At 43.4% G+C, this 20754-nt stretch carries 16 protein-coding genes and 2 pseudogenes; 16 read left to right on the forward strand and 2 right to left on the reverse strand.

Translation table 11 applies throughout. The features are described 5' to 3' along the window. On the forward strand, window positions 1–1051 hold a 1051-nt coding region (locus tag Q397_RS0118635), incomplete at its 5' end, for a site-specific integrase (protein ID WP_028880699.1). Here the strand turns inward: Q397_RS0118635 and Q397_RS0118640 are convergent. Beyond that, the gene (locus Q397_RS0118640; RefSeq protein WP_028880700.1) at window positions 1023–1346 is read right to left on the reverse strand and encodes a hypothetical protein; all 324 of its coding nucleotides are present in this window, start codon (window positions 1344–1346) and stop codon (window positions 1023–1025) included. The genes Q397_RS0118635 and Q397_RS0118640 overlap by 29 nt on opposite strands. 239 nt (window positions 1347–1585) lie before the next feature. Between Q397_RS0118640 and Q397_RS25230 the strand changes: the two genes are divergently transcribed. From Q397_RS25230 to Q397_RS25110, 15 genes and pseudogenes are all read left to right on the forward strand, one after another. Then, complete coding sequence (locus Q397_RS25230; RefSeq protein ID WP_169738017.1) at window positions 1586–1756, forward strand: hypothetical protein; 171 nt, start codon at window positions 1586–1588, stop codon at window positions 1754–1756. A gap of 140 nt (window positions 1757–1896) precedes the next feature. Beyond that, window positions 1897–3087, forward strand: a complete 1191-nt coding sequence (locus Q397_RS0118645) for a glycosyltransferase family protein (RefSeq protein WP_028880701.1) — start codon at window positions 1897–1899, stop codon at window positions 3085–3087. A gap of 36 nt (window positions 3088–3123) precedes the next feature. Then, window positions 3124–3234 (forward strand): annotated as a pseudogene (locus tag Q397_RS25450) (IS1595 family transposase); the annotation flags it as partial. A gap of 23 nt (window positions 3235–3257) precedes the next feature. Then, window positions 3258–4108 (forward strand): annotated as a pseudogene (locus tag Q397_RS24840) (integrase core domain-containing protein). A 54-nt stretch (window positions 4109–4162) separates the two neighbouring features. Then, complete coding sequence (locus Q397_RS24495) at window positions 4163–6250, forward strand: heparinase II/III family protein (protein WP_084149126.1); 2088 nt, start codon at window positions 4163–4165, stop codon at window positions 6248–6250. Window positions 6251–6362: 112 nt separating this feature from the next. Then, a complete protein-coding gene (locus Q397_RS24500; protein ID WP_051610339.1) occupies window positions 6363–7283 on the forward strand; it encodes a class I SAM-dependent methyltransferase in 921 nt (306 codons plus the stop codon). Between the two features lie 7 nt (window positions 7284–7290). Then, entirely contained in the window at window positions 7291–8091 is an 801-nt protein-coding gene (locus tag Q397_RS23370) for a class I SAM-dependent methyltransferase (RefSeq protein ID WP_169738018.1), read from the forward strand. Between the two features lie 38 nt (window positions 8092–8129). Then, on the forward strand, window positions 8130–9956 hold the full coding sequence (locus tag Q397_RS24505) for an ATP-binding cassette domain-containing protein (protein ID WP_028880702.1): 1827 nt from the start codon (window positions 8130–8132) through the stop codon (window positions 9954–9956). Further along, window positions 9949–10854: a class I SAM-dependent methyltransferase gene (locus Q397_RS0118670; protein WP_028880703.1), complete on the forward strand. Its 906-nt coding sequence runs from the start codon at window positions 9949–9951 to the stop codon at window positions 10852–10854. Before Q397_RS24505 ends, Q397_RS0118670 begins: the two co-directional genes overlap by 8 nt. A 192-nt stretch (window positions 10855–11046) precedes the next feature. Further along, the gene (gene wecB, locus Q397_RS0118675; RefSeq protein WP_276202116.1) at window positions 11047–12144 is read left to right on the forward strand and encodes a non-hydrolyzing UDP-N-acetylglucosamine 2-epimerase; all 1098 of its coding nucleotides are present in this window, start codon (window positions 11047–11049) and stop codon (window positions 12142–12144) included. Between the two features lie 25 nt (window positions 12145–12169). Then, window positions 12170–13399, forward strand: coding sequence for a UDP-N-acetyl-D-mannosamine dehydrogenase (wecC, locus tag Q397_RS0118680; protein WP_028880705.1), 1230 nt, complete (start codon window positions 12170–12172; stop codon window positions 13397–13399). A 15-nt stretch (window positions 13400–13414) separates the two neighbouring features. Beyond that, on the forward strand, window positions 13415–15559 hold the full coding sequence (locus Q397_RS0118685; RefSeq protein WP_028880706.1) for a bi-domain-containing oxidoreductase: 2145 nt from the start codon (window positions 13415–13417) through the stop codon (window positions 15557–15559). A 53-nt stretch (window positions 15560–15612) separates the two neighbouring features. Beyond that, entirely contained in the window at window positions 15613–17529 is a 1917-nt protein-coding gene (gene asnB / locus Q397_RS0118690; protein ID WP_028880707.1) for an asparagine synthase (glutamine-hydrolyzing), read from the forward strand. Window positions 17530–17546: 17 nt separating this feature from the next. Beyond that, window positions 17547–19094: a glycosyltransferase family 4 protein gene (locus tag Q397_RS23380; protein ID WP_051610344.1), complete on the forward strand. Its 1548-nt coding sequence runs from the start codon at window positions 17547–17549 to the stop codon at window positions 19092–19094. 443 nt (window positions 19095–19537) lie between these two features. Next, window positions 19538–19732 (forward strand): hypothetical protein, encoded by a 195-nt coding sequence (locus Q397_RS25110; protein WP_156950794.1) that lies wholly within the window; start codon window positions 19538–19540, stop codon window positions 19730–19732. Here Q397_RS25110 and Q397_RS23385 read toward each other — a convergent pair. Next, window positions 19704–20754, reverse strand: a 1051-nt coding sequence (locus tag Q397_RS23385) for a site-specific integrase (protein ID WP_156950795.1), incomplete at its 5' end; no start/stop codon positions are given. The genes Q397_RS25110 and Q397_RS23385 overlap by 29 nt on opposite strands.

Consider the following 20754-nt stretch of genomic DNA (forward strand, 5'->3'; position numbering starts at 1 on the left):
ATCAATCACGCTGGACGACCTCTACCATCGTTATATGGATGATCCGGCACGTAATCGTTCACAGAAGACGGTGATGACCTATCAGTCGGTTTACAATGTGTTGATCGATATCTTCGGTGCCGATAAACCCATCGCCGATATTGACCGTGAAGATTGCCGTCAGTTCATGGATGTGGTGCGGCATCTACCAGCGAATGCGAAGAAACGCTTTCCACGGAAATCATTGGTGGAGATTTCTGAGATTGCCCGTCAGAAGAAGATGACGCCGATGGCACCACTCACGATTAACAAATACGTGAACAAATTGTCAGCGATGCTGAATTGGGCGGTTGAAGAGGAATTATTGGTTCATAACCCTGCTATCGGGTTAAAGGTCGCTGATCCAGTTCATGCTCAAGACAAACGGTTGCCATTCAACGATCATCAATTACAGAAAATCTTCACGGCATTATCGGATAAATCCGGTGCAGAATATTGGGTTCCGCATATTGGGCTATACAATGGGCTTCGGCTTAATGAAATTTGCCAATTGAATGTCGAAGATATAATCGTCCGGGATAAAGTTTGGTGCTTCAACATCACCCGTGAAACGGATCGTGGTGTCGATGACAAAGTATTGAAGACCAAAGCGTCTGAACGTATCGTTCCTATTCACCCTCAGTTATTGGAATTGGGCTTCATGCGATACCTGAAACAGTTTGAGCGTAAACCACGGGGGAAGTTGTTTCCTGATATTCGCGTAGGTACCACCGGGTATCGCTCAGACATCTTTTCAAAGTGGTTTGCTCGGTTTTTGAAGTCCATTGATGCCGATGGTGATCGCACTTCGTTCCACTCGTTCCGTCATAACTTCCGGGATGCTCTTCGTGACGCAGATGTACGACATGAAATCGCCATGCAATCGGGTGGTTGGGCAGACGGTTCACGAGGAAAATCTGCCCAACTATTTTATGGAAAAGGGTTTACCATGAAGGCTGTTCTGATGGAGTTGAAAAAGGTTGATTATGTGGTTTTAAATGACATCATGGCCATAACACATCAATGCCCTTAATGACCTCATACCCTTTCTGCTTAAGGGTTGTAGTCATTTCTTGGGCGTGGTGATCATCATTTGCCAGTAAAGCCATATGCTGCCATGTAGCGTCGTGGCGGCATTTTAGGGAACAATCGTTGTAGACTTGTTCGGTAAATTCACCAACAGCCGCTTCCAGCGTCATAGCTTCGCCTTTGCTATATGAACAAGTAGTCAGTGTTCCATAGCATTCGGCATGAGCGTCAGATTGAACAAAGACATATTGGTTGTTGCCTTCATGGGGTAAGTGGCTGTGGTAGGTGATTTCTTCCATCGGATTTTATCCTTATTATTCTTGTTAAAACTGATGGTATTGTGACGCTGATGAAGTGGAAAAGTCGATATACTTTTTTGAAGTATAGATGAGGGGAACCAGTTGTTATTTTGATATGACATTTGTCAAGTTCCCCGAGCTAAAAGCTCGAGTGTAATCCAAAAACAGGGTGGTCAGTTTTCAACGTCGATCACCCCAAAACTTGATCAGTTTTGCACGATGGTTAACAGAAAGTCTTCGTGGGTGACAAAGCCTTTCAATCCGGCAACCACGGTACTTTTGCCAAACCAAGGGCTTACCTTTTCACAAACTGTCTAGAGAAGGATGCTTTGCATGCCCCCTCACCAGTAGACCTTAAAGCCTATGTCACATCAGCGCAATTGGTTATGCTGCTGGAAGGAATTGCCTGACGCATGCCGATTCGGGTATGGTGCGAATAATCAGGTTAAAGCCTGTTGAAAGAATTAGAAAGGTATGTAATGTTGTCTTTTAATCAAACTGCGGGACTTTTCTCCTGTATCCACCTGTGTTAACTTAATTGGAGGCTCTAATGGCCAAACGAGGTCTTTATATCTTATTTGAAGGTTTTCCAGACACAGTTTTTGATTCCCAAGTTCTTCAACATGTAATCGCTTGTGAAGAAAATATTGATATAGAGTTTGATATCTTATCGGTCGCGACAACGAAGAGCATCTACGAAAGCTCTAAAAAAAAACATTTGAAAATCGATAAGTGCATAAAAGGTTCGTGCTATTTGTTAAAAGGGACACGACCGGTAATGCCCTTTTCGTCTTGGTACAATCGTCGATTACTCGCCCCTTTCATCACGAAAAAAAGATACGATTTTGTTCATGCGCGCACTGACTATAGTGCTGCAATTGTCGGGCCGTTGGCACACCGCAGGCACATACCCCTGCTGTGGGATTGTCGTGGCGACAGTTGTGCAGAGTTCAGCTCAAGAACAAGAGACTACCGCGGCTTAAAGAAAATTGCGGCTCAATTGCGTTTGGTAAAATATGCAAAAGACACGATGAACGCAGCAAAATACTGTCAGGCATGTACCTGTGTTACGCATTACCTTGCCCAAAAACTTGAACATTTTCCGCAAGCCCCGAAAGTGTGGAGCACGCCTTGTTATGCGCCAGAAAACCTGTTCTTCTTTGATGCTGACATCCGCTCCAAAACACGTGCATCGTTGGGGTATTCAAACGAACATATTGTCTACGTATATTCCGGCAGTATGGCCCCTTACCAATGTATGAGTGAGACTGTCCAGCATTTTAAAGCCTTGTATAAACGGAAGCCACAGGCTCGCTTACTTATTCTGACCAATCAACAGGAACAGGCAAAGGCCTTTTTGGCAGGCTTAGATAGCACCGCTTATATATTGACATCTGTGGGGCATGACGAAGTTGCGAAATATCTGAATGCTGCGGATGTGGCTTATATTTTACGGGAAAAGCATCCTCTCAACGATGCAGCATTCCCAACAAAGTTTGCCGAATATGCAATGACAGGCTTAAAAGTCGTTTTAAAAGACTCGCCTAAAGACTGTGTTGAAGTTGCTGAGAGGTTTGGTTTTAAGGTTCCTTTTGAGAAACTTGAATTTCCGAGTTTGTCCAACCATGAGCGTTTGGAACTTTCCACCCAAAATGCGGCACTATTGGGGCGCAAACAAGCCATGAAAAAATATGGAGAAATCTACGATTATCTGATGCTGGCAAATAATAAAAGGGGTTGATCCAGATAACGCCATTTAGGTGTTATAATGGGTACTATTAGGAAAAACAGATTAAGTCAGGCAAAACAAGATCGTCTTGCTGAACATTTTGTGGCTGGGACGACCGCCATATGTGCGGCTGCCTTAATCGGTGTGAATAGCAAAACTGTTTAGTCCCAGAGTGTGATGGAATGAGTTATAGCGATCCATCAACACGAAGAGCATTATGGGACAAGTTCTACACGGTTCTACAGGGAAGCGCCAAGACCACGCACGCAGTAAGAGCAGCAATACAGTGATCGCAAGCTTCGGTCTCGGAGTTAAGCCAACGTTATGGAATCACCCCTAAGACGGTTCGCAAATGGAAACAGCGTGATAGCGTTGAAGATGCTACCATGGGACCAAAGAAACCTCATTCAACGGTTCTCAGCCTTGAAGAAGAAGCCGCTTGTGTTGCCTTTCGCTGTCGTCATACCTTATTCCGCTGGATGATTGCCTTTGTGCCTTGCAGGCCAGTATTCCTCATTTAACCCGTTCGTCTTTGCATCGCTGTTTTCAGCGTCATGAGATCTCCCGCCTTTCGCTTAAAGGCGATCGAAAGACCAAAAGAATTCTGGCCAGCTTCCTTCGTCATTTAATTGAAGCTGTTTTTATAAAATCCACACTGTTTTGACAGGCAATGTCATTGAGTTCACCAATCAGGAACGCCAAAAATTAGCGGGTTGGCATATCTTTGATCGAGTATGTGATGAGTTCGATATCGAACAACGTCTCACCAAAATTAATCAACCTTGGACAAATAGACGGGCTGAGCGAATGAACCGAAAGCTCAAGGAAGCAACTGCCAAGTGCTACCATTACGAAAATCACAATCAACTTTGCAACCATCTGGATGGTATTTATTGTGGCCTATAATTTTGCAAAGCGCATAAAAACTTTAAGAGATCTAACGCCAGACGAATATGTCTATAAAATCTGGACAAAGGAGCCGGAAAGATTCAAAATAGATCCACTCCATCATACTCTGGGACTAAACACCTAGTGAACACTGGTTATTGTACCAATCATACACATATATTTCTTTTAGGTTCTATTCATGCAGTTATCTTACCTTTTTCGTCGCGCTATGGATATGCCACCCCATCACGCCTTCTATCGTTTTATTCGCTTTATTTGGCGCTTAGGTGTACAAAAAGTCAAGAAAACTTATGCGAGAAAACGGTGTACATTTATATCCGCTGATCCAAATTTTGATTTTGTTGGCCTCTCGCCTGACGGGCAATGGCATGTTGTTTCTGAGCAAATCGACGTAATTGGAGAAGTCTTAGACCGTAATTTACGACATGAATTTGACATGTTAGGTTCAGGTTGGGTCCTCGTAAAGCCTGGGTATGAGCCAGAGGGATTGGACGGTCAAAAATACCTGTGCGATGCCAAAGGAAGAAGTTTACCTTATCAAACAGTAAATGCGCGAAACAAAACTTATGCGGAAAAAGTGCATAGTCTGATTAATAAAGTCGATTATTCAGAGATTGATTGGCGTTTAGACTTTCGTTCCGGTTTTCGATGGTATAGTGATGTGTATTTCAAAGATCTGAATATTGGTTACCCTTTGGGGACTGATATCAAAATGCCTTGGGAACTTGGGCGATTACAGCATTTAGTGCGCTTTGCATTGGCCTCTAAAGGAAAAAAAAAGAGGGCTTATGTCACAGAAATCCGCAATCAGATACTAGATTTCATCTCGGCGAACCCTCCTCAATTCGGACCAAATTGGGGATGTCCAATGGACGTAGGGATCAGGGCAGCAAACATGGCTTTAGCCGTTAGCCTCTGTCAATCTGCTGGACATATTTTCGATAAAGCGTTCACTCAAGAACTCGCCGCTTCTTTGCGGGCGCACGGACATCATATTTTTAATAATTTGGAGTGGTCCGATAAAGGACGGAGCAATCACTATCTTTCCGATATTGCAGGTCTGATTTTTATCGCGACTGCCTTACCACAGAGTGATGAAACAATGACGTGGCTGGCCGTTGGGATTTGCGAAATGGTTAAAGAAACCCAACTTCAATTTAATTCAGACGGCAGTAATTATGAGGGATCGGTTGGTTATCATAGACTATCTATGGAGTTGTCTATTTACAGTTTTGCCTTGATTTTAGGGCTGTCTGATGAGAAAAAAAATGCGCTTAAAACAATGCATGTGACACAGAAATCTTCAGTGCCCTATACGATTAAAGACGACATTGGCAAAGAAGCTTCCTTTTATTGTGAAAGCTTACCAGACGACTTAGTGTCACGTCTTTTTCTCATGCGGGAATTTTTGTCAGATTTATCCACGCCTACTGACGAACTTGTTCAAATTGGGGATATGGATTCCGGGCGTTTCTTCTTGCTCAATACTGTTTTTATTCAAAAAAACTCAGAACTCTATGAAAATGTTCTGCACACACAATCGGTTCTTGAAGCTGTCGATGCGTTGTTTGGTAAAAAAAGCCAAGGACTTGGAGCCTGCATTATAGATTTCCTGACTAATGGCAGAACACTGAAAAAACCTAAGGCACGCCAATTCCATTCTTACAGTGATAAGACGACACCCCCTGCTGCTTTGGCATGGCCGGAGATCAAGGACCGTAAAGAATATTTTTTTGAAATCCCCACAGATTTCAAAAAAGACCTAAAATTGGCTTACTATAGTGATTTTGGTGTCATCGTATGGAAAAATAATTATCTTCATATGACATTGCGTGTGGCTAAACACGATGCCCAAGGCGCCCCTATGGGGCATACCCATGATGATAACCTCGGGGTGACCTTGTGGGTGAATGGCAATTGGGTCAAACAAGATCTGGGCACTTATGTCTATACTTCCTTACCGGACCAACGCCGTGTTTACCAAAAAGCGGGGGCACATTTTGTACCCCGTGCTGAAAATTGGCCTATTGTAGAATATTTCGACGACTACCTTTTTGATTGCCGACACAAGGTTGTGGGGGAACTGGTTGAAATTAGCAAAGAACGCACCGTCGCCAAGCTGCATGCCGATGATAAAATCATTTTGCGTACTGTTGAGTTGGTAGAGAACGGCATTCGGATCGTAGACACATCTTCTTTACAACTCAAAACTTTCATAGTACCAAGCCCCCCTGCTAATTTTGGTTATGGTCGCCGGCTGCAATAGGCATTATCTTATTTTTAACACCTTTTTTGAAACGGCTTAAAAGGCTTTTCGTTTCAAAACACAAAGAACCTGTCGCTGATCCGCTGTCACATAACTATGTGAGGTATTCTTAATGTCTAAGCAAAAAAAATATGAAGAACAGTCGATTACCACTTGGGGAGATAGCCCGACAGGCACAACTTTTATGTCAGAACAGAAAGGTGATACCCGTTCACAGTTTCTTACTGTCATTGAAAAACGCGACTTTTACGAAATGAGCTGGCTTCGAGATATGCTGTCCAAGGAAGCTTTGAGAGGTAAGAAAGCCCTTGAGGTGGGCACCGGACCGGGATATGACGCGAAAACCCTAATCGAACTGGGAGCCAATTACTTTGGTATTGACCTGACACCGCAAAATATAAAACGGGCAAACGCGAATTTGCAGTCCATCAACCTGAATGCGTTTTCCATTAGAGAAGGCAATGCTATTGAGTTGCCTTTTGAAAATAATAGTTTTGATTTCTGTTTCTCCAATGGAGTCTTACATCACGTATATGAGTTCGACAAAACAATTAGCGAAGTTTTTCGGGTACTTAAACCAGGGGGGCGTGCCTTCATCACGCTTTATAATAAAAAATCCATTTTTTATAAACTAATGGTAGCTTCCTATTCTTTTAAATACCGCTATAATAAGGAAAAATCTGTAGAAGAGATTTTGTCTTTGATTGAATATAACGGTGTTGGAGGAATGCCATTGGTCAGAGTCTTTGATGATAAAGAAATTACCCGGATTCTTGAAAAGGAAGGTTTTGTTGTCGACCCTGTGATCTGTCGAAAAGCAACACCCTTTGATTTTCCGTTATGTTTCCCTGACTACCTTGTCTTCGATAAAAGGCCGAAGTGGCTCACGAGGCCCCTGAATCTTTTAGATCTTATTTCTGAGAAACTTTTACTGTCCCTCCCACAAAGGTTTTTTAATTTTTTGGGAACTTATTGGGGGTGGTATCTTGTTTGCCGGGTGACAAAACCCTTGCATACAACGGGTGATGAGTGAGTATTTGATGCAGACGAATGAGATGGCATATATTCGTAGAATTGCGGATGCGGATATGCAAGAAAACGCCTACGGACATCTAAATCGTATTTCATTCTTTCGCCAATTTCTGAAACCTTCAGATAAAATTTTAGAATTTGGATGTGGCACCGGGTTGGGCGTGTGCTTTCCTCTGATAACGTTGGGATATGATGTGACGGGCCTTGACCGTGATGAGAAAAGTATCGCTTATGGCCAAGATGTTCTCGCCGCCAAAGGCTATGATAAAAGTATTTTAAAATGTCAGTTATTGGAAGAATTGCCAGACCAATTTGATGTCATCATCGCCAGTGAAGTATTGGAACACTGTAATGACAAGGATATTGCAACAATTTTACCTCTGCTAACTGACAAATTAAAAGAAGGAGGGGTCTTGTTGGTGACAGTGCCCAATGGGCGTGGATGGTATGAAGCTGAAGCCGCCCTTTGGAAAAAACTGAATTTAGGCCATTGGAATGAAAAGCTCAACATTCGCTGGTTCTTTGAGAATGTAAAAAACAAACTTATAGGGAATTGGGTTGACAGTGTTCACCCAACCTCTTTTGATAGTTCTCCGCATGTACAGTGCTTTTCCTATAACGAATTACCTAAGCGGTTGGCAAAATATGGCTTTAGATGCATAAGCAAGAGAGGGGCAGTCTTGGCAAGCGGGCCTGTTTCACATTTACTATTCACCGGTTATTGGTGGGCAATGAAGCTGAACCTGATGTTGGGTAAAGCCTTGTCACCCATCGCTAGCGGCTACTGGTATGCCTTTCAGAAAAAGTAACGACAATTTATAGCGATTTAACAGGACTAAACAAAATAATGACACAATGGATTGATTATCTCGATAGTTCAGATGGCTATATTGCTTCGTTTCTTAAAGCTTTTAAAGACAAGAAGAATGTCTTTTTACTGATGGGGGCATTGACGTTTAGTTTTGCAGGGATTGCGCTGGAAGGAATTGGACTTTTATTGCTCGGCCCGATTTTCTCTCTCATGCAAAATAGCGCCCGGCCCTTGGACGAAATTTTCCCTTATGCCGATGAATTGCACTACTTTTTTGAAAATATTTTAAATCTGGAAGTCGGACTTCTCAGTTTACTCGTTCTTCTTTTAATTCTTTTTACGTTTAATAGATTGATTTTGATGCTCAAAGACTACCTGATTACCTTCGTACAGGAAAGTGTCAATATTGAGTTACGCCGTCATTTTGTTGCAAAATATATGCATGCTGAAGAATTGAGCCATATACTCAATTTACGCCAACCTTTTTTAACATCCATGTTAAATGAAACCTATCGTGTCGGACAATATTATGGTTATTTTGTTTTGTTCTTGACCCATATGACAATGGTTTTTACTTATGGCTTAATTGCAATTTATATAGAACATACAATTGTTATATTTATTTTTTCAGTATCTATTATTTTTTATTTAACTTATTCTAAAATTATTAAAAGTGGCAGTACTTTTGGCCGTCAACTTGATGATGCCAATCGCAATTTTTATTGGACCATGGATGAACAAGTCAACCGTTTGAGAAGTGACCGCTTATGTGGCACGATTGGGTATTCTTATAATAAAATCATTTCTACGGCAGATAATTTGCGCCAAGTCACATTAAAACAAAAACTGATCAATGAAATTATTTTGAACAGTACGCAAATCTTCTTTTTGACAATTGTTGTGACGGCAATGACGATTTCCACAGTATATTTTGATATCAACGCAATCTCCGTTGCGGCTTTGGGTGTAATTGGTATTCGATCCATGCCTTATATTGCCGGGATGAATTCAAGCTGGAATGGCATTTTGAATACACATGAGGCGACAGTATCCTTGACCAAACGGGGAGAGGAGTGGGGCGATCAAGAAACCCTGTATGAAAAAGGACGCAAAATCAAAGCTTTTGAGGAACCGATCCATTTCAGGAATGTCACTTACTATTATAGTCAAAATGATCAGGCTGCCCCGGTTGCCTCTGTAAAAGATATTAACCTGACGATTAACCCCCGTCATTGTTATGTGATTATTGGAAAGTCAGGTTCTGGGAAAACAACATTAATCAATCTAATCTCTTCCTTGGAAAAGCCGTCTGAAGGAGATATTTTTGTTGGGGACACCCCGCTAACAGACCTTGACTTAAGGACGTATCGCCAAAGGATCGGTTATGTGGAGCAACACCCCACATTAGTGAATGGTTCTATTCTTGAAAACCTCTTGCAGGGGTTGAGCTATACCCCGACAAAAGAAGAGATCGAAGCCGCCCTTAAAGCGGCACATTGCGAATTTATCAATGATCTGGAGGGGGGGCTACATTACCCTGTTGGATATCGTGGCGGGGCTTTGTCAGGGGGACAAAGGCAGCGCATTGCCATTGCGACCGAGATTTTACGCAAAACCGAAATTATCATCTTTGACGAACCAACAAGTGCGCTTGATGAAAAGGCAGAAACCCTTATCATTGATGCATTGAAAAGGTTAAAACAAGACCATACAATCATCATTGTTTCACACAGCCCTAATTTTTCCGTTATTGCCGATTGTGTGATTGAAATGGCGAGTGGAAAAATCTTGAACATCAAAAAAGTTCTCCCGGAACAAACCCCAAATGTGACCCTACAAAGAAACGATACCGATTATGGATAATTTTTCAGCTTCTTTACTCAATAAAATCCGCTGGAAACTCAGAAGTTTTGAAAAACTCGACTGGCAAGCAGAATGTCATCGGGTTTTTCCTGACAGGGCGCATGTGATCATTGGCGCAACCGAACAAATTATTGAAATTAATAGTCGCGGACAACACCGCAGCATCTCTGAGCGGGGCAATATTGCAGAAACGTTTGATTTTGCAAATTATATACGCTTAAGCGCGATCCGCTTGTGCGCAATTTTTGCAATGCTTGACCGTCAAGGGCTTAGAAACCTGAAAGTATTGGATTACGGTTCCTATTTTGGGAACCTCAGTCTAAGCGCTTTGCGTTTAGGCTATGATGTGGTTGCGATCGATAACTATGGGGATAAAGAAAGCGATTTTGATAGCTCAATCCAGTTCCTTAAAAAAAATAAGGTCAAATTGTATGACTGGGCACCTGATGCTTTGGAAAAAAATTCTCATTCCAAAAAAGAAGCTTTTGATCTTGTCTTCTCTCTAGGGACGATTGAACATATACCGCATACCCCAAAATATTTCCTTCAAAGTTTGTCCCAAATGGTGAAACCTGGGGGGTATATGGTCGTTGAGACGCCTAATCTAGCATATTGGCCACAGAGAAAAAAAATGCTGGCGGGGAATTCTCCTCACCCCGATATCGGGATCCAATTCCATACACAAATTCCATTCTTTGGCCATCATCGCGAATTCACCATCAGCGAATTGGATTACATGATGGGTGAGGTCGGTTACGAAATTTTAGACCGAGCGAGCTGTAACTATTCCTATTTTGGTTTCGACAAGATTTACGGCGAGGACCGGGAGGACTTTGATATGGTAAGAAGTAATGAAACGATGTCTGAAGTTATCTCTGTGTTAGGTCGTAAAAGATAACGGCTTTACATTCATCTGCGCCACACATCCATGGCAAAAAAAAATAGGCCAGAATGATTTGTTTCTTTAAAGATTTCATAATTTGTAATAAAAGGTCACGGATGATCCAAACATTTCCTGTCTTTGTTATAATTTCAGAAAGTGATCAAAACACAATAATGCGTAAGGAGCAGAACTATTCACATCCTCTGTATTTTTGGGACACGACCTGAAGCAATCAAGATGCTGCCGGTTGTAGAGACCCTACGGACACGAAATGCCAAAGTTACAGTTTGTGTTACCGCACAACATCGTGGGATGCTCGATCAGGTTATGGAGTTTTTCGGGGTCACACCCGACATTGATCTGGATTTGATGCAACCGGGGCAAACTCTGAACACATTATTCTCCCGCATTGTTCAATCGATTGATAAAGTAACGTCCGAAGAAAGTTATGATTTGGCGCTTGTGCATGGTGACACGACAACGGCTTCTGCAGCTGCGATTGCCTGCTTTCATAAGCAAATACCTGTCGGCCACGTTGAGGCAGGCTTGCGAAGCGGTGATTTTTTCGCTCCTTTCCCTGAGGAAATGAACAGGGTCGTTATTGACTCTCTTGCAAAGCATCTTTTTGCGCCAACAGAAGCTTCTGCTCAGGCGCTTTATAAAGAAGGTCACAAGGCAGAAGATGTTGTCATTACGGGCAATACGGTGATTGATGCCCTGTTGATGGCACATGAACGTTTGAAAGAAGATGCAGAACTTCGAGAGCGCATTGATGCCTCTTTGCCAGCTATTCCTACAAAGCGCAAAATGATTTTGGTGACCGGTCATCGCCGTGAAAATTTCGGGGGTGGCTTTGAACGCTTATGTCATGCATTGAAAAGCATTGCTGATCGTGGTGATGTGCAGATTGTATATCCCGTCCATCTTAACCCGAATGTTTTAGGTCCTGTTCAGGAAACATTGGGTCATCACGACGCGATTTCCCTCATTGAGCCGACAGATTATCCGAGTTTTATCCGTTTGATGCAAAAATCCCATTTGGTGATTACTGATAGTGGTGGCGTTCAGGAAGAGGCCCCCTCTTTTGGGAAGCCCGTGTTGGTGACGCGCGAAGTGACGGAACGTTGGGAAGCGGTGGATGCCGGCGTGGTGAAACTGGTTGGCACCGATGATAAAAAACTAGTAAGCGAAGTTAACGAATTATTGGATAATGAAGAGGCATATAACGCAATGTCTTCTGCAATTAATCCTTATGGAGACGGTTTGGCTTCTGCGCGTATTTGCGACTGGCTAGGTATCAAATAAATTTTGTACAACAGGAACTAAGTTAATGGAAAAAATCTGCCTTATCGGGTTGGGTTATATCGGACTTCCCGCAGCAATTATTGCCGCTGAATCTGGCTATAAAGTTATCGGTGTTGATATTAACAAAACGGTTGTTGAGAAACTTAATAATTCTGAAATGCATTTCAGCGAACCTTTTCTGGCTGATATTCTTGCTTCAGAAGTGGCCAAAGGCCGCATTAAGGGGCAACTAACCCCCGAAGAGGCGAATGCGTTTGTTATTGCGGTTCCAACACCGTTCAAACCGGGTTATGTTCCTGATGTTTCCTATGTGGAAGCCGCTGCACAATCTATCGCACCCTTCTTGAAAAAAGGGAGCCTTGTTATTATTGAATCAACGGTTCCGGTTGGTACAACTGAACATATCCGCGATCTGTTGGCAAAAGCGCGTCCAGACTTGTTATTGGCAAGTGATGCTTCTGAGGATGCTGATGTATATATGGCTTTTTGTCCAGAGCGTGTCTTGCCGGGAAATATTGCATACGAACTTCGTACAAATGATCGCATCATTGGTGGTATTTCTGAAAAATGTTCACAAAAAGCAACAAGCTTTTATAAAGCTTTCGTGCAAGGTGAATGTTATCAGACAACTGCGCGCACAGCCGAATTTGTGAAATTGGTCGAAAACTCCTATCGCGATGTAAATATTGCTTTTGCAAATGAAGTTTCAATGATTTCTGACGTGAACGAGCTGGATGCTTCTGAAGTGATTGAACTTGCGAATAAACATCCCCGTGTAAATATCCTGACGCCGGGTCCAGGCGTTGGGGGCCATTGCATCGCGGTTGATCCGTGGTTTATCGTTCATAAGAACCCTGATCTGGCTCAAATTGTCCATCAGGCTCGTAAAGTGAACTTGGCAAAAACAGATTGGGTTATTGAACAAATTGTTAATCTGATCAAAGAACATAAAGCTTCAAAGCTTGCAATTCTGGGTTTGGCATATAAGGCAAATGCAGATGATCTGCGTGAAAGCCCGGCAATTAGCATTGTCCATGCTTTATATGAAAAATGTTCGGATGCAACTTTGCAACTGGTAGAGCCTTATATTGATGTTTTACCTCCCTCCCTGAGCAATTTTGAATTGTTTGAAACGAAAGAAGCGATTGAGAGCGCTGACTTGATCGTGACCTTGGTTGGTCATGATTCTTTCAAAAATTTCAAAGATGAGATCGTGGCAAAACCACATTTAGATACTGTTGGCCTTCTGAGATAAAGAGTAGTCAGACTTATGAAACAAGTTTTTTTGAAAAACGGCGAAGCAATTATTGAAGATGTTCCTGCGCCAATGGCGGCACCCGGTGAAGTGTTGGTACGTGTCTATCGTTCCTGTATTTCTGTTGGTACAGAAATGAGCGGTTTGAAGTCTTCCAGTGAGCCGATCTGGAAGCGTGCTCTTAAACGTCCGGACAAAGTCATTAAGGCATTGAATATGATGGCAACTAAAGGGGTGAACGAAACCATGAACGTGATCCGTGGCCAGTTAGGTGCGGGTCTGGTTGTTGGTTATAGTGCGGCTGGTGAAGTTATTGGGCTGGGAGAAGGTGTAGATAATGTAGAAATCGGCATGCGCGTCGCCTGTGCGGGTGCGCAATCGGCTCATCATGCTGAAATTATTCGTGTTCCTGTTAATCTGACAGTTCCGCTGCCAGATAATGTTTCATATGCCGATGCGGCAACAGTGACAATGGGGGCCATTGCCATGCAGGGCGTTCGACGCATCGAACCGACATTGGGTGAATGTTTTGTGGTTGTCGGTCAAGGACTTCTTGGTCAGATCACGACGCAGATATTGAAAGCTAATGGCTGTTATGTCGTTGCAACAGATGTAGATGACGCCCGCCTTACGCGTGCTAAGGAGTTGGGCGCGGATGTGACATTAAAAGCAGGTGATGAAGCACCTGTCAAAAAAATTGCTCAGATTTCAAATGGCGTTGGTGTTGATGGTGTGATTGTTACTGCGGCGAGTTCTGATTCAGCACTGCTTGGCGGGGCCTTTAAATTATGCCGCCGCAAAGGGCGTGTTGTACTGGTTGGTGATGTGCCAATTCAGATTGATCGTGCCGATATTTACCGCAATGAAATTGATTTTCGAATTTCAACTTCTTATGGTCCGGGGCGTTATGATCGCCGGTATGAGGAAGAAGGCCTAGATTATCCTGTTTCTTATGTCCGTTGGACGGAAAACAGAAACATGTTGTCTTATCTGTCCTTGATCAGTGATGGAAAAGTACAGCCTAGTAAACTTATCGATCGTCAATATGCCATTCACGATGCGGGCGCAGCTTATGCATCTTTGAAGGCAGAAGGGGAACGTCCGTTGGGGATTGTTCTGACTTATACGGAAAATGATGATGAGTTTCAGGGTATCTTGTCAAAACGTACTGTTGCAACAAGAACAGGTCTTGCAAAAAAAGACGGTCCTGTACAAGTGGGTGTGGTTAGCCCAGGTGCCTTCTTACAGGGCACGCATTTACCCAATATGTCGGCCATGAGTGAAGCCTATCAAATTCGCGCGGTTATGAGTAGAACGGCCCATGCTGCTTCGACGGTTGCGACCAATCAACGTGCGAGTTATTCCACAACCGACTATAGCGAACTGCTGGCTGATACGGACGTTGACTTGATCCTGATCGGTTCACGTCATGATGTGCATGGTACCCAAGTCATTCAGGCTCTTGAAGCCGGCAAACATGTCTTTGTGGAAAAGCCGCTGACACTGGATCGTGAAGAGTTGGCAAAAATCGCCGACATTATCGAAAAGGCAGGGGAGAAGGCTCCGGTTCTTTTAACCGGCTATAACCGTCGTTTTGCGCCCGGTGTGGCAAAAATCCGTGAAAAACTGAAAGACCGACAAGGTCCGATGATCATTGACTATCGTATGAACGCGGGGCATATTCCGCTTGATCATTGGGTCCATGGCAAAGAAGGTGGCGGGCGCAATCTGGGTGAAGCCTGTCATATCTATGACCTATTCACAGCTTTGAGTGGAAGTGAAGTTGAAGAAATTTCTGCCCTGTCTATCGTGCCGAAAGAAGGCATGTTGGCAAAGAATGATAATTTCGTGGCGACCATCCGCTTCAAGAATGGTGACATTGCCAAATTGACCTATACGGCATTGGGTAATTCTAGTTGGCCGAAAGAGCAAATGAATGTTTATTGTGATCAGGAAGTCTATTTCCTTGACGATTACAATAAAGTTATTGGTGGAAAAGAGCAGGAAGAACTCTGGTCCGGTTCAAGCGATAAAGGTCATAAAGCGGAAATCGCAGCGCTTTATGAGGCACTCAGCGGTAAAGCAGATTGGCCCATTCCTATGTGGCAGCAGTTACAGGTTTCAAATATTGCATTCGCTGTAGAAGAAGCGATCAAATAAGTTTTTTTTCGCTTCCTTGAGTAAACAGTCACTCTGAATAAAGGTCATAAAGTATGTGTGGAATCGTAGGTAGTTTTGCAATTGAGAATGGTCCGCTTGTAGAAGAGCAATGTCTCATTGCTATGCGTGACGCTATGATACACCGTGGGCCTGATGGGGCGGGTATATGGTTAAGTGATGATCGCAAAATCGGTCTAGGCCATAGGCGCCTATCAATTCTTGATTTGTCCCAAAGTGCAAGCCAACCTATGGTGTCAACAGATAACCGGTTTGTCCTGACTTTCAACGGCGAAATCTATAACCATGTCGAAATCCGCGAAGAACTAAAGCAAAAAGGCGTGACAGACTGGGTTACGGATCATTCAGATACGGAAGTCCTTTTGAATGCCTATCGTGTCTGGGGGCTTGATGCAGTTGCTAAGTTCAGAGGAATGTTCGCTTTTGCCATTTGGGATAATCAGGAACGTACCCTGACTATGGTCCGTGATCGGATCGGTATCAAGCCGCTTTATTGGACAAAACGCAAAGGCCGTTTTTCTTTTGCTTCTGAAATCAAGGGGCTATTGGAAGATCCTGCACAGCCACGCAAAATGGATGAAGAAGCCCTTTTCCATTATCTTGCTTTAATGAGCACACCTGCTCCTATGACTATGTTTGAAGGCATCAAAAAAATGGAACCTGGATGCTGGATGACAATTGATGAGCAAGGTCAAATTTCAGGCGGTCGTTATTGGGATATTTGGGACGAAGTAAATCCCATGACCAATATGAGCGAAGACGATATTGCTAGCCGTATCCTTGCAGACCTTGAAACAGCTGTAACCTACCGTAAAGTAGGCGATGTTCCAGTTGGTGTCTTTTTGTCCGGCGGGATTGATAGTTCGACGAACGCTGCCCTATTCACAAAAGGTGAGAGCCAGCCGATTAAAACTTTTTCCATCGGTTATAGTGAGGATTACGGCAGTTATAAAAACGAACTTCACCATGCCCGTCTGGTTGCAGAGAAACTAGGCGCTGAACATCATGAACTGACTTTAACACAGGATGATCTGACCAGCTTTGTTCCTCAGCTTGTTCATCTTCAGGATGAACCAATTGCAGACCCGGTTTGTGTACCGGTTTATTATGTCTCGAAGCTGGCGCGTGATAACGGGGTTACGGTGTGTCAGGTCGGAGAGGGTGCGGATGAAGTTTACTGGGGTTATCCGTGGTGGAAGGTGTTGATGTCTGTGAATGAAAAACTGACATGGCCTATCCCTCGCACCGCTTATAAGCTTGGCTATCATATGCTGGGTGCAATGGGGACTTTCAAAGAACATAAAGTGCGCGATCTTATTAGACGCAAAGCGATGAATGAGCCGTTTTTCTTTAGCGGGGCAGAGACATTTACCTATAACGCCCGTGAATCTCTTCTTTCACCGCGTCTTCGCGAAAAGTTTAAAGGTCAAAGTACAGCTGATGCTCTTTCAGGTATCGTAAACAGATATAAGAAAGGCGTTCAGGAAGATACGCCACTAAACTGGATGAGTTATGTGGATTTAAATCTGCGTCTACCGGAACTTTTGTTGATGCGCGTTGATAAAATGAGCATGGGCGTCAGTCTGGAATGTCGTGTGCCGTTCCTCGATCATAAATTTGTTGGCATGGGGATGAGCATTCCGACAGAGGTAAAAATGCGAAACGGTACTTTGAAACACATTCTGAAGAAGGCGGTGCGCGGAACGATCCCCGATCAAATCATCGATCGTCCTAAACAGGGGTTTGGTGTTCCTATCCATGAGTGGTTCCAAGATAAACTTGGCGAGCACATGAAACAGGAAATTTATGAATTCTGTGCGTTGACAGATGTGTTTGACCTTAATTATGTAAATGCCATGTTCCAGCAAAAAGACGGCGTACGTCTGTGGTGGTTATTTAACCTTGCAGCCTGGCATAAACATTTCATTCGCAAGGAAAGTTTTAGCTTTTAAAAGTGGTTAATACGAATATGAGCACTTCTTCAAAAAAAAAGTTCGAAAGCACGGATATCTATAAAATCTGGCGCCATGAAGGCGGGCGAAAGGCGATTCAGGCGCTTGGCGACCCCATTCATATGTACACGGCACGGTTAGGGGTGAAACCCTACGCGGATCTTGCAGAAGGTATTTTGCATGTTCATGCCAAAGGGAGATGGGACTGGACTGATAATCATGGAAACACTGAAGAGCGGGGAAGTTTTTTAGGTGCGTCCTACCGATTTGCACGTGATATGACTCTGTCCCCTTTTATTGCAAACAAACATGCGAAGGTGGCAGTTCAATATTTAAACTTACCAAAAGCGACGCAGCATGGCCCTGCAGAGGCCTGTCCCTTATATATGCGTATGGATCACTTATTTGATCTAAAAGCGGGTGGTTCCGTGGCCCATACATCTGGCGTATTAAATTCGCTGCGCGCGTTATGTGGCGTTATCGATGTGGTTTCGACAGACAAGCTGACATCGGTAGATGTGGACGCAGCCTTTCACGAAGTCACACCGAAATATAATCTGGGCCGTAATATGCCCAATATTCCATTATTGACCTATAACAGTCAGGTAATCTCTTACGTCAAGAAGAACTTTGAAACAGCTCGTTTTATTTATTGCCGGTACGCGTTGGGGAATTATGCCGCTTTAGCCATCGCCCGGCATATGAAGGTGCCTTACATTTGCGAATATAATGGGTCATTTCTATGGATGAACAAACACTGGGATACCCAAAAAATGAAATTCTTTGATCAGATGTTGATGATCGAGGATGCTAATTTAAAAGGCGCGGACCTTATTGTTGTGGTCAGTCAGCCCAGTAAAGTCGAGTTGGTTGAACGCGGTATCCCTGAAAATCGAATTTTGGTAAATCCAAATGGCGTGGATATTGAACGTTTTACCGATCTTGATGATAGCGCTGCATCATTGCGCCGCGAATTAGGTTTCGAAGAAGACGATATCGTTTTTGGTTTTGTTGGAACCTTCGGCCAATGGCATGGTACAGAGGTTCTTTCAAACGCCTTTGCAAAATTGGCAAGATCAGATCATCCACAAGCTAAGAAAATTCGATTACTGATGATTGGGGATGGAAATTTTTGCCGAGATTGTAAAGATATTATAAAATCTGCAAACATATCGGATCAAGCAATCTTTACGGGGACAGTTCCCCAAGAAAATGCGCCTACATATTTAAATGCTTCTGATGTTTTAGTCTCTCCACATGTTCCCAATCCGGATGGTTCTGCTTTTTTTGGCTCACCAACGAAACTGTTTGAATACATGGCCACAGGCAAACCCATTATCGCCTCTGCTTTAGACCAGATTGGAGAATTACTTGACCATGAACAAACAGCCTTTCTCGTTGAGCCAGGGAACATTGACGAACTGGTAAACGCAATGATAAAAATGATCGCAAAACCCGAATTTCGCTTAAAACTTGGACAAGAGGCTTTTAAGATTTGTAAAACCAAACATACTTGGAAACAGCATACAGAAAACATTCTTGTCGCCCTTGATAGATTAGTTTAGTATTAGAGTACAATTTTGGCTCAGTACCTATTAAATTTCTAGCATGTTAGAGGTAGGGATTGTAATTCATTCAGATCAGTAGAACTGTTAACCATCGTGCAAAACTGATCAAGTTTTGGGGTGATCGACGTTGAAATTTGTCTACCCTGTTTTTGGATTACACTCGGGCTTTTAGCTCGGGGAACTTGATCGGCATTATAGCAAAACCTACAGCTTCTCCTGATCTATACTTAAATAAAAAGTTTATCGACTTTTTCGCCTGAGCAGCGTCACAATCCCATCGGTTTTAACTAAAATAATAAGGATAAAATCCGATGGAAGAAATCACTTACCAAAGCTATATTCCCCATGACGGCAACAACCAGTATATCTTTGTTCGATCTGACGCTCATGCAACATGCTATGGAGCACTGGCTACTTGTTCATATAGCAAAGGCGAAACCATGATACTGGAAGTAGCAGTTGGTGAATTTACCGAACAAGTATACGAAGATTGTTCCCTTGATTGTCGCCACGATCCGACATGGCAGCATATGGCTTTACTGGCAAATGATGATCACCACGCCCAAGAAATGACTACAACCCTTAAGCATAAAGGGTATGAGGTCATTAAGGGCATTGATGTGTTATGGCCGTAATGTCATTTAAAACCACATAATCAACCTTCTTCAACTCCGTCAGAACAGCCTTCATGGTAAACCCTTTGCCATAAAACAGTTGGGCAGACTTTCCTCGTGAACCGTCTGCCCAACCACCCAATTGCATGGCGATTTCATGTCGTACATCTGCTTCACGAAGAGCATCACGGAAGTTATGACGGAACGAGTGGAACGAAGTGCGATCACCATCGGCATCAATGGACTTCAAAAACCGAGCAAACCACTTTGAAAAGATGTCTGAGCGATACCCGGTGGTACCTACGCGAATATCAGGAAACAACTTCCCCCGTGGTTTACGCTCAAACTGTTTCAGGTATCGCATGAAGCCCAATTCCAATAACTGAGGGTGAATAGGAACGATACGTTCAGACGCTTTGGTCTTCAATACTTTGTCATCGACACCACGATCCGTTTCACGGGTGATGTTGAAGCACCAAACTTTATCCCGGACGATTATATCTTCGACATTCAATTGGCAAATTTCATTAAGCCGAAGCCCATTGTATAGCCCAATATGCGGAACCCAATATTCTGCACCGGATTTATCCGATAATGCCGTGAAGATTTTCTGTAATTGATGATCGTTGAATGGCAACCGTTTGTCTTGAGCATGAACTGGATCAGCGACCTTTAACCCGATAGCAGGGTTATGAACCAATAATTCCTCTTCAACCGCCCAATTCAGCATCGCTGACAATTTGTTCACGTATTTGTTAATCGTGAGTGGTGCCATCGGCGTCATCTTCTTCTGACGGGCAATCTCAGAAATCTCCACCAATGATTTCCGTGGAAACCGTTTCTTCGCATTCGCAGGTAGATACCGCACCACATCCATGAACTGACGACAATCTTCACGGTCAATATCGGCGATGGATTTATCGGCACCGAAGATATCGATCAACACATTGTAAACCGACTGATAGGTCATCACCGTCTTCTGTGAACGATTACGTGCCGGATCATCCATATAACGATGGTAGAGGTCGTCCAGCGTGATTGAT

Origin of the sequence: Terasakiella pusilla DSM 6293 (genome assembly GCF_000688235.1) — a bacterium.
GTDB lineage: Bacteria > Pseudomonadota > Alphaproteobacteria > Rhodospirillales > Terasakiellaceae > Terasakiella > Terasakiella pusilla.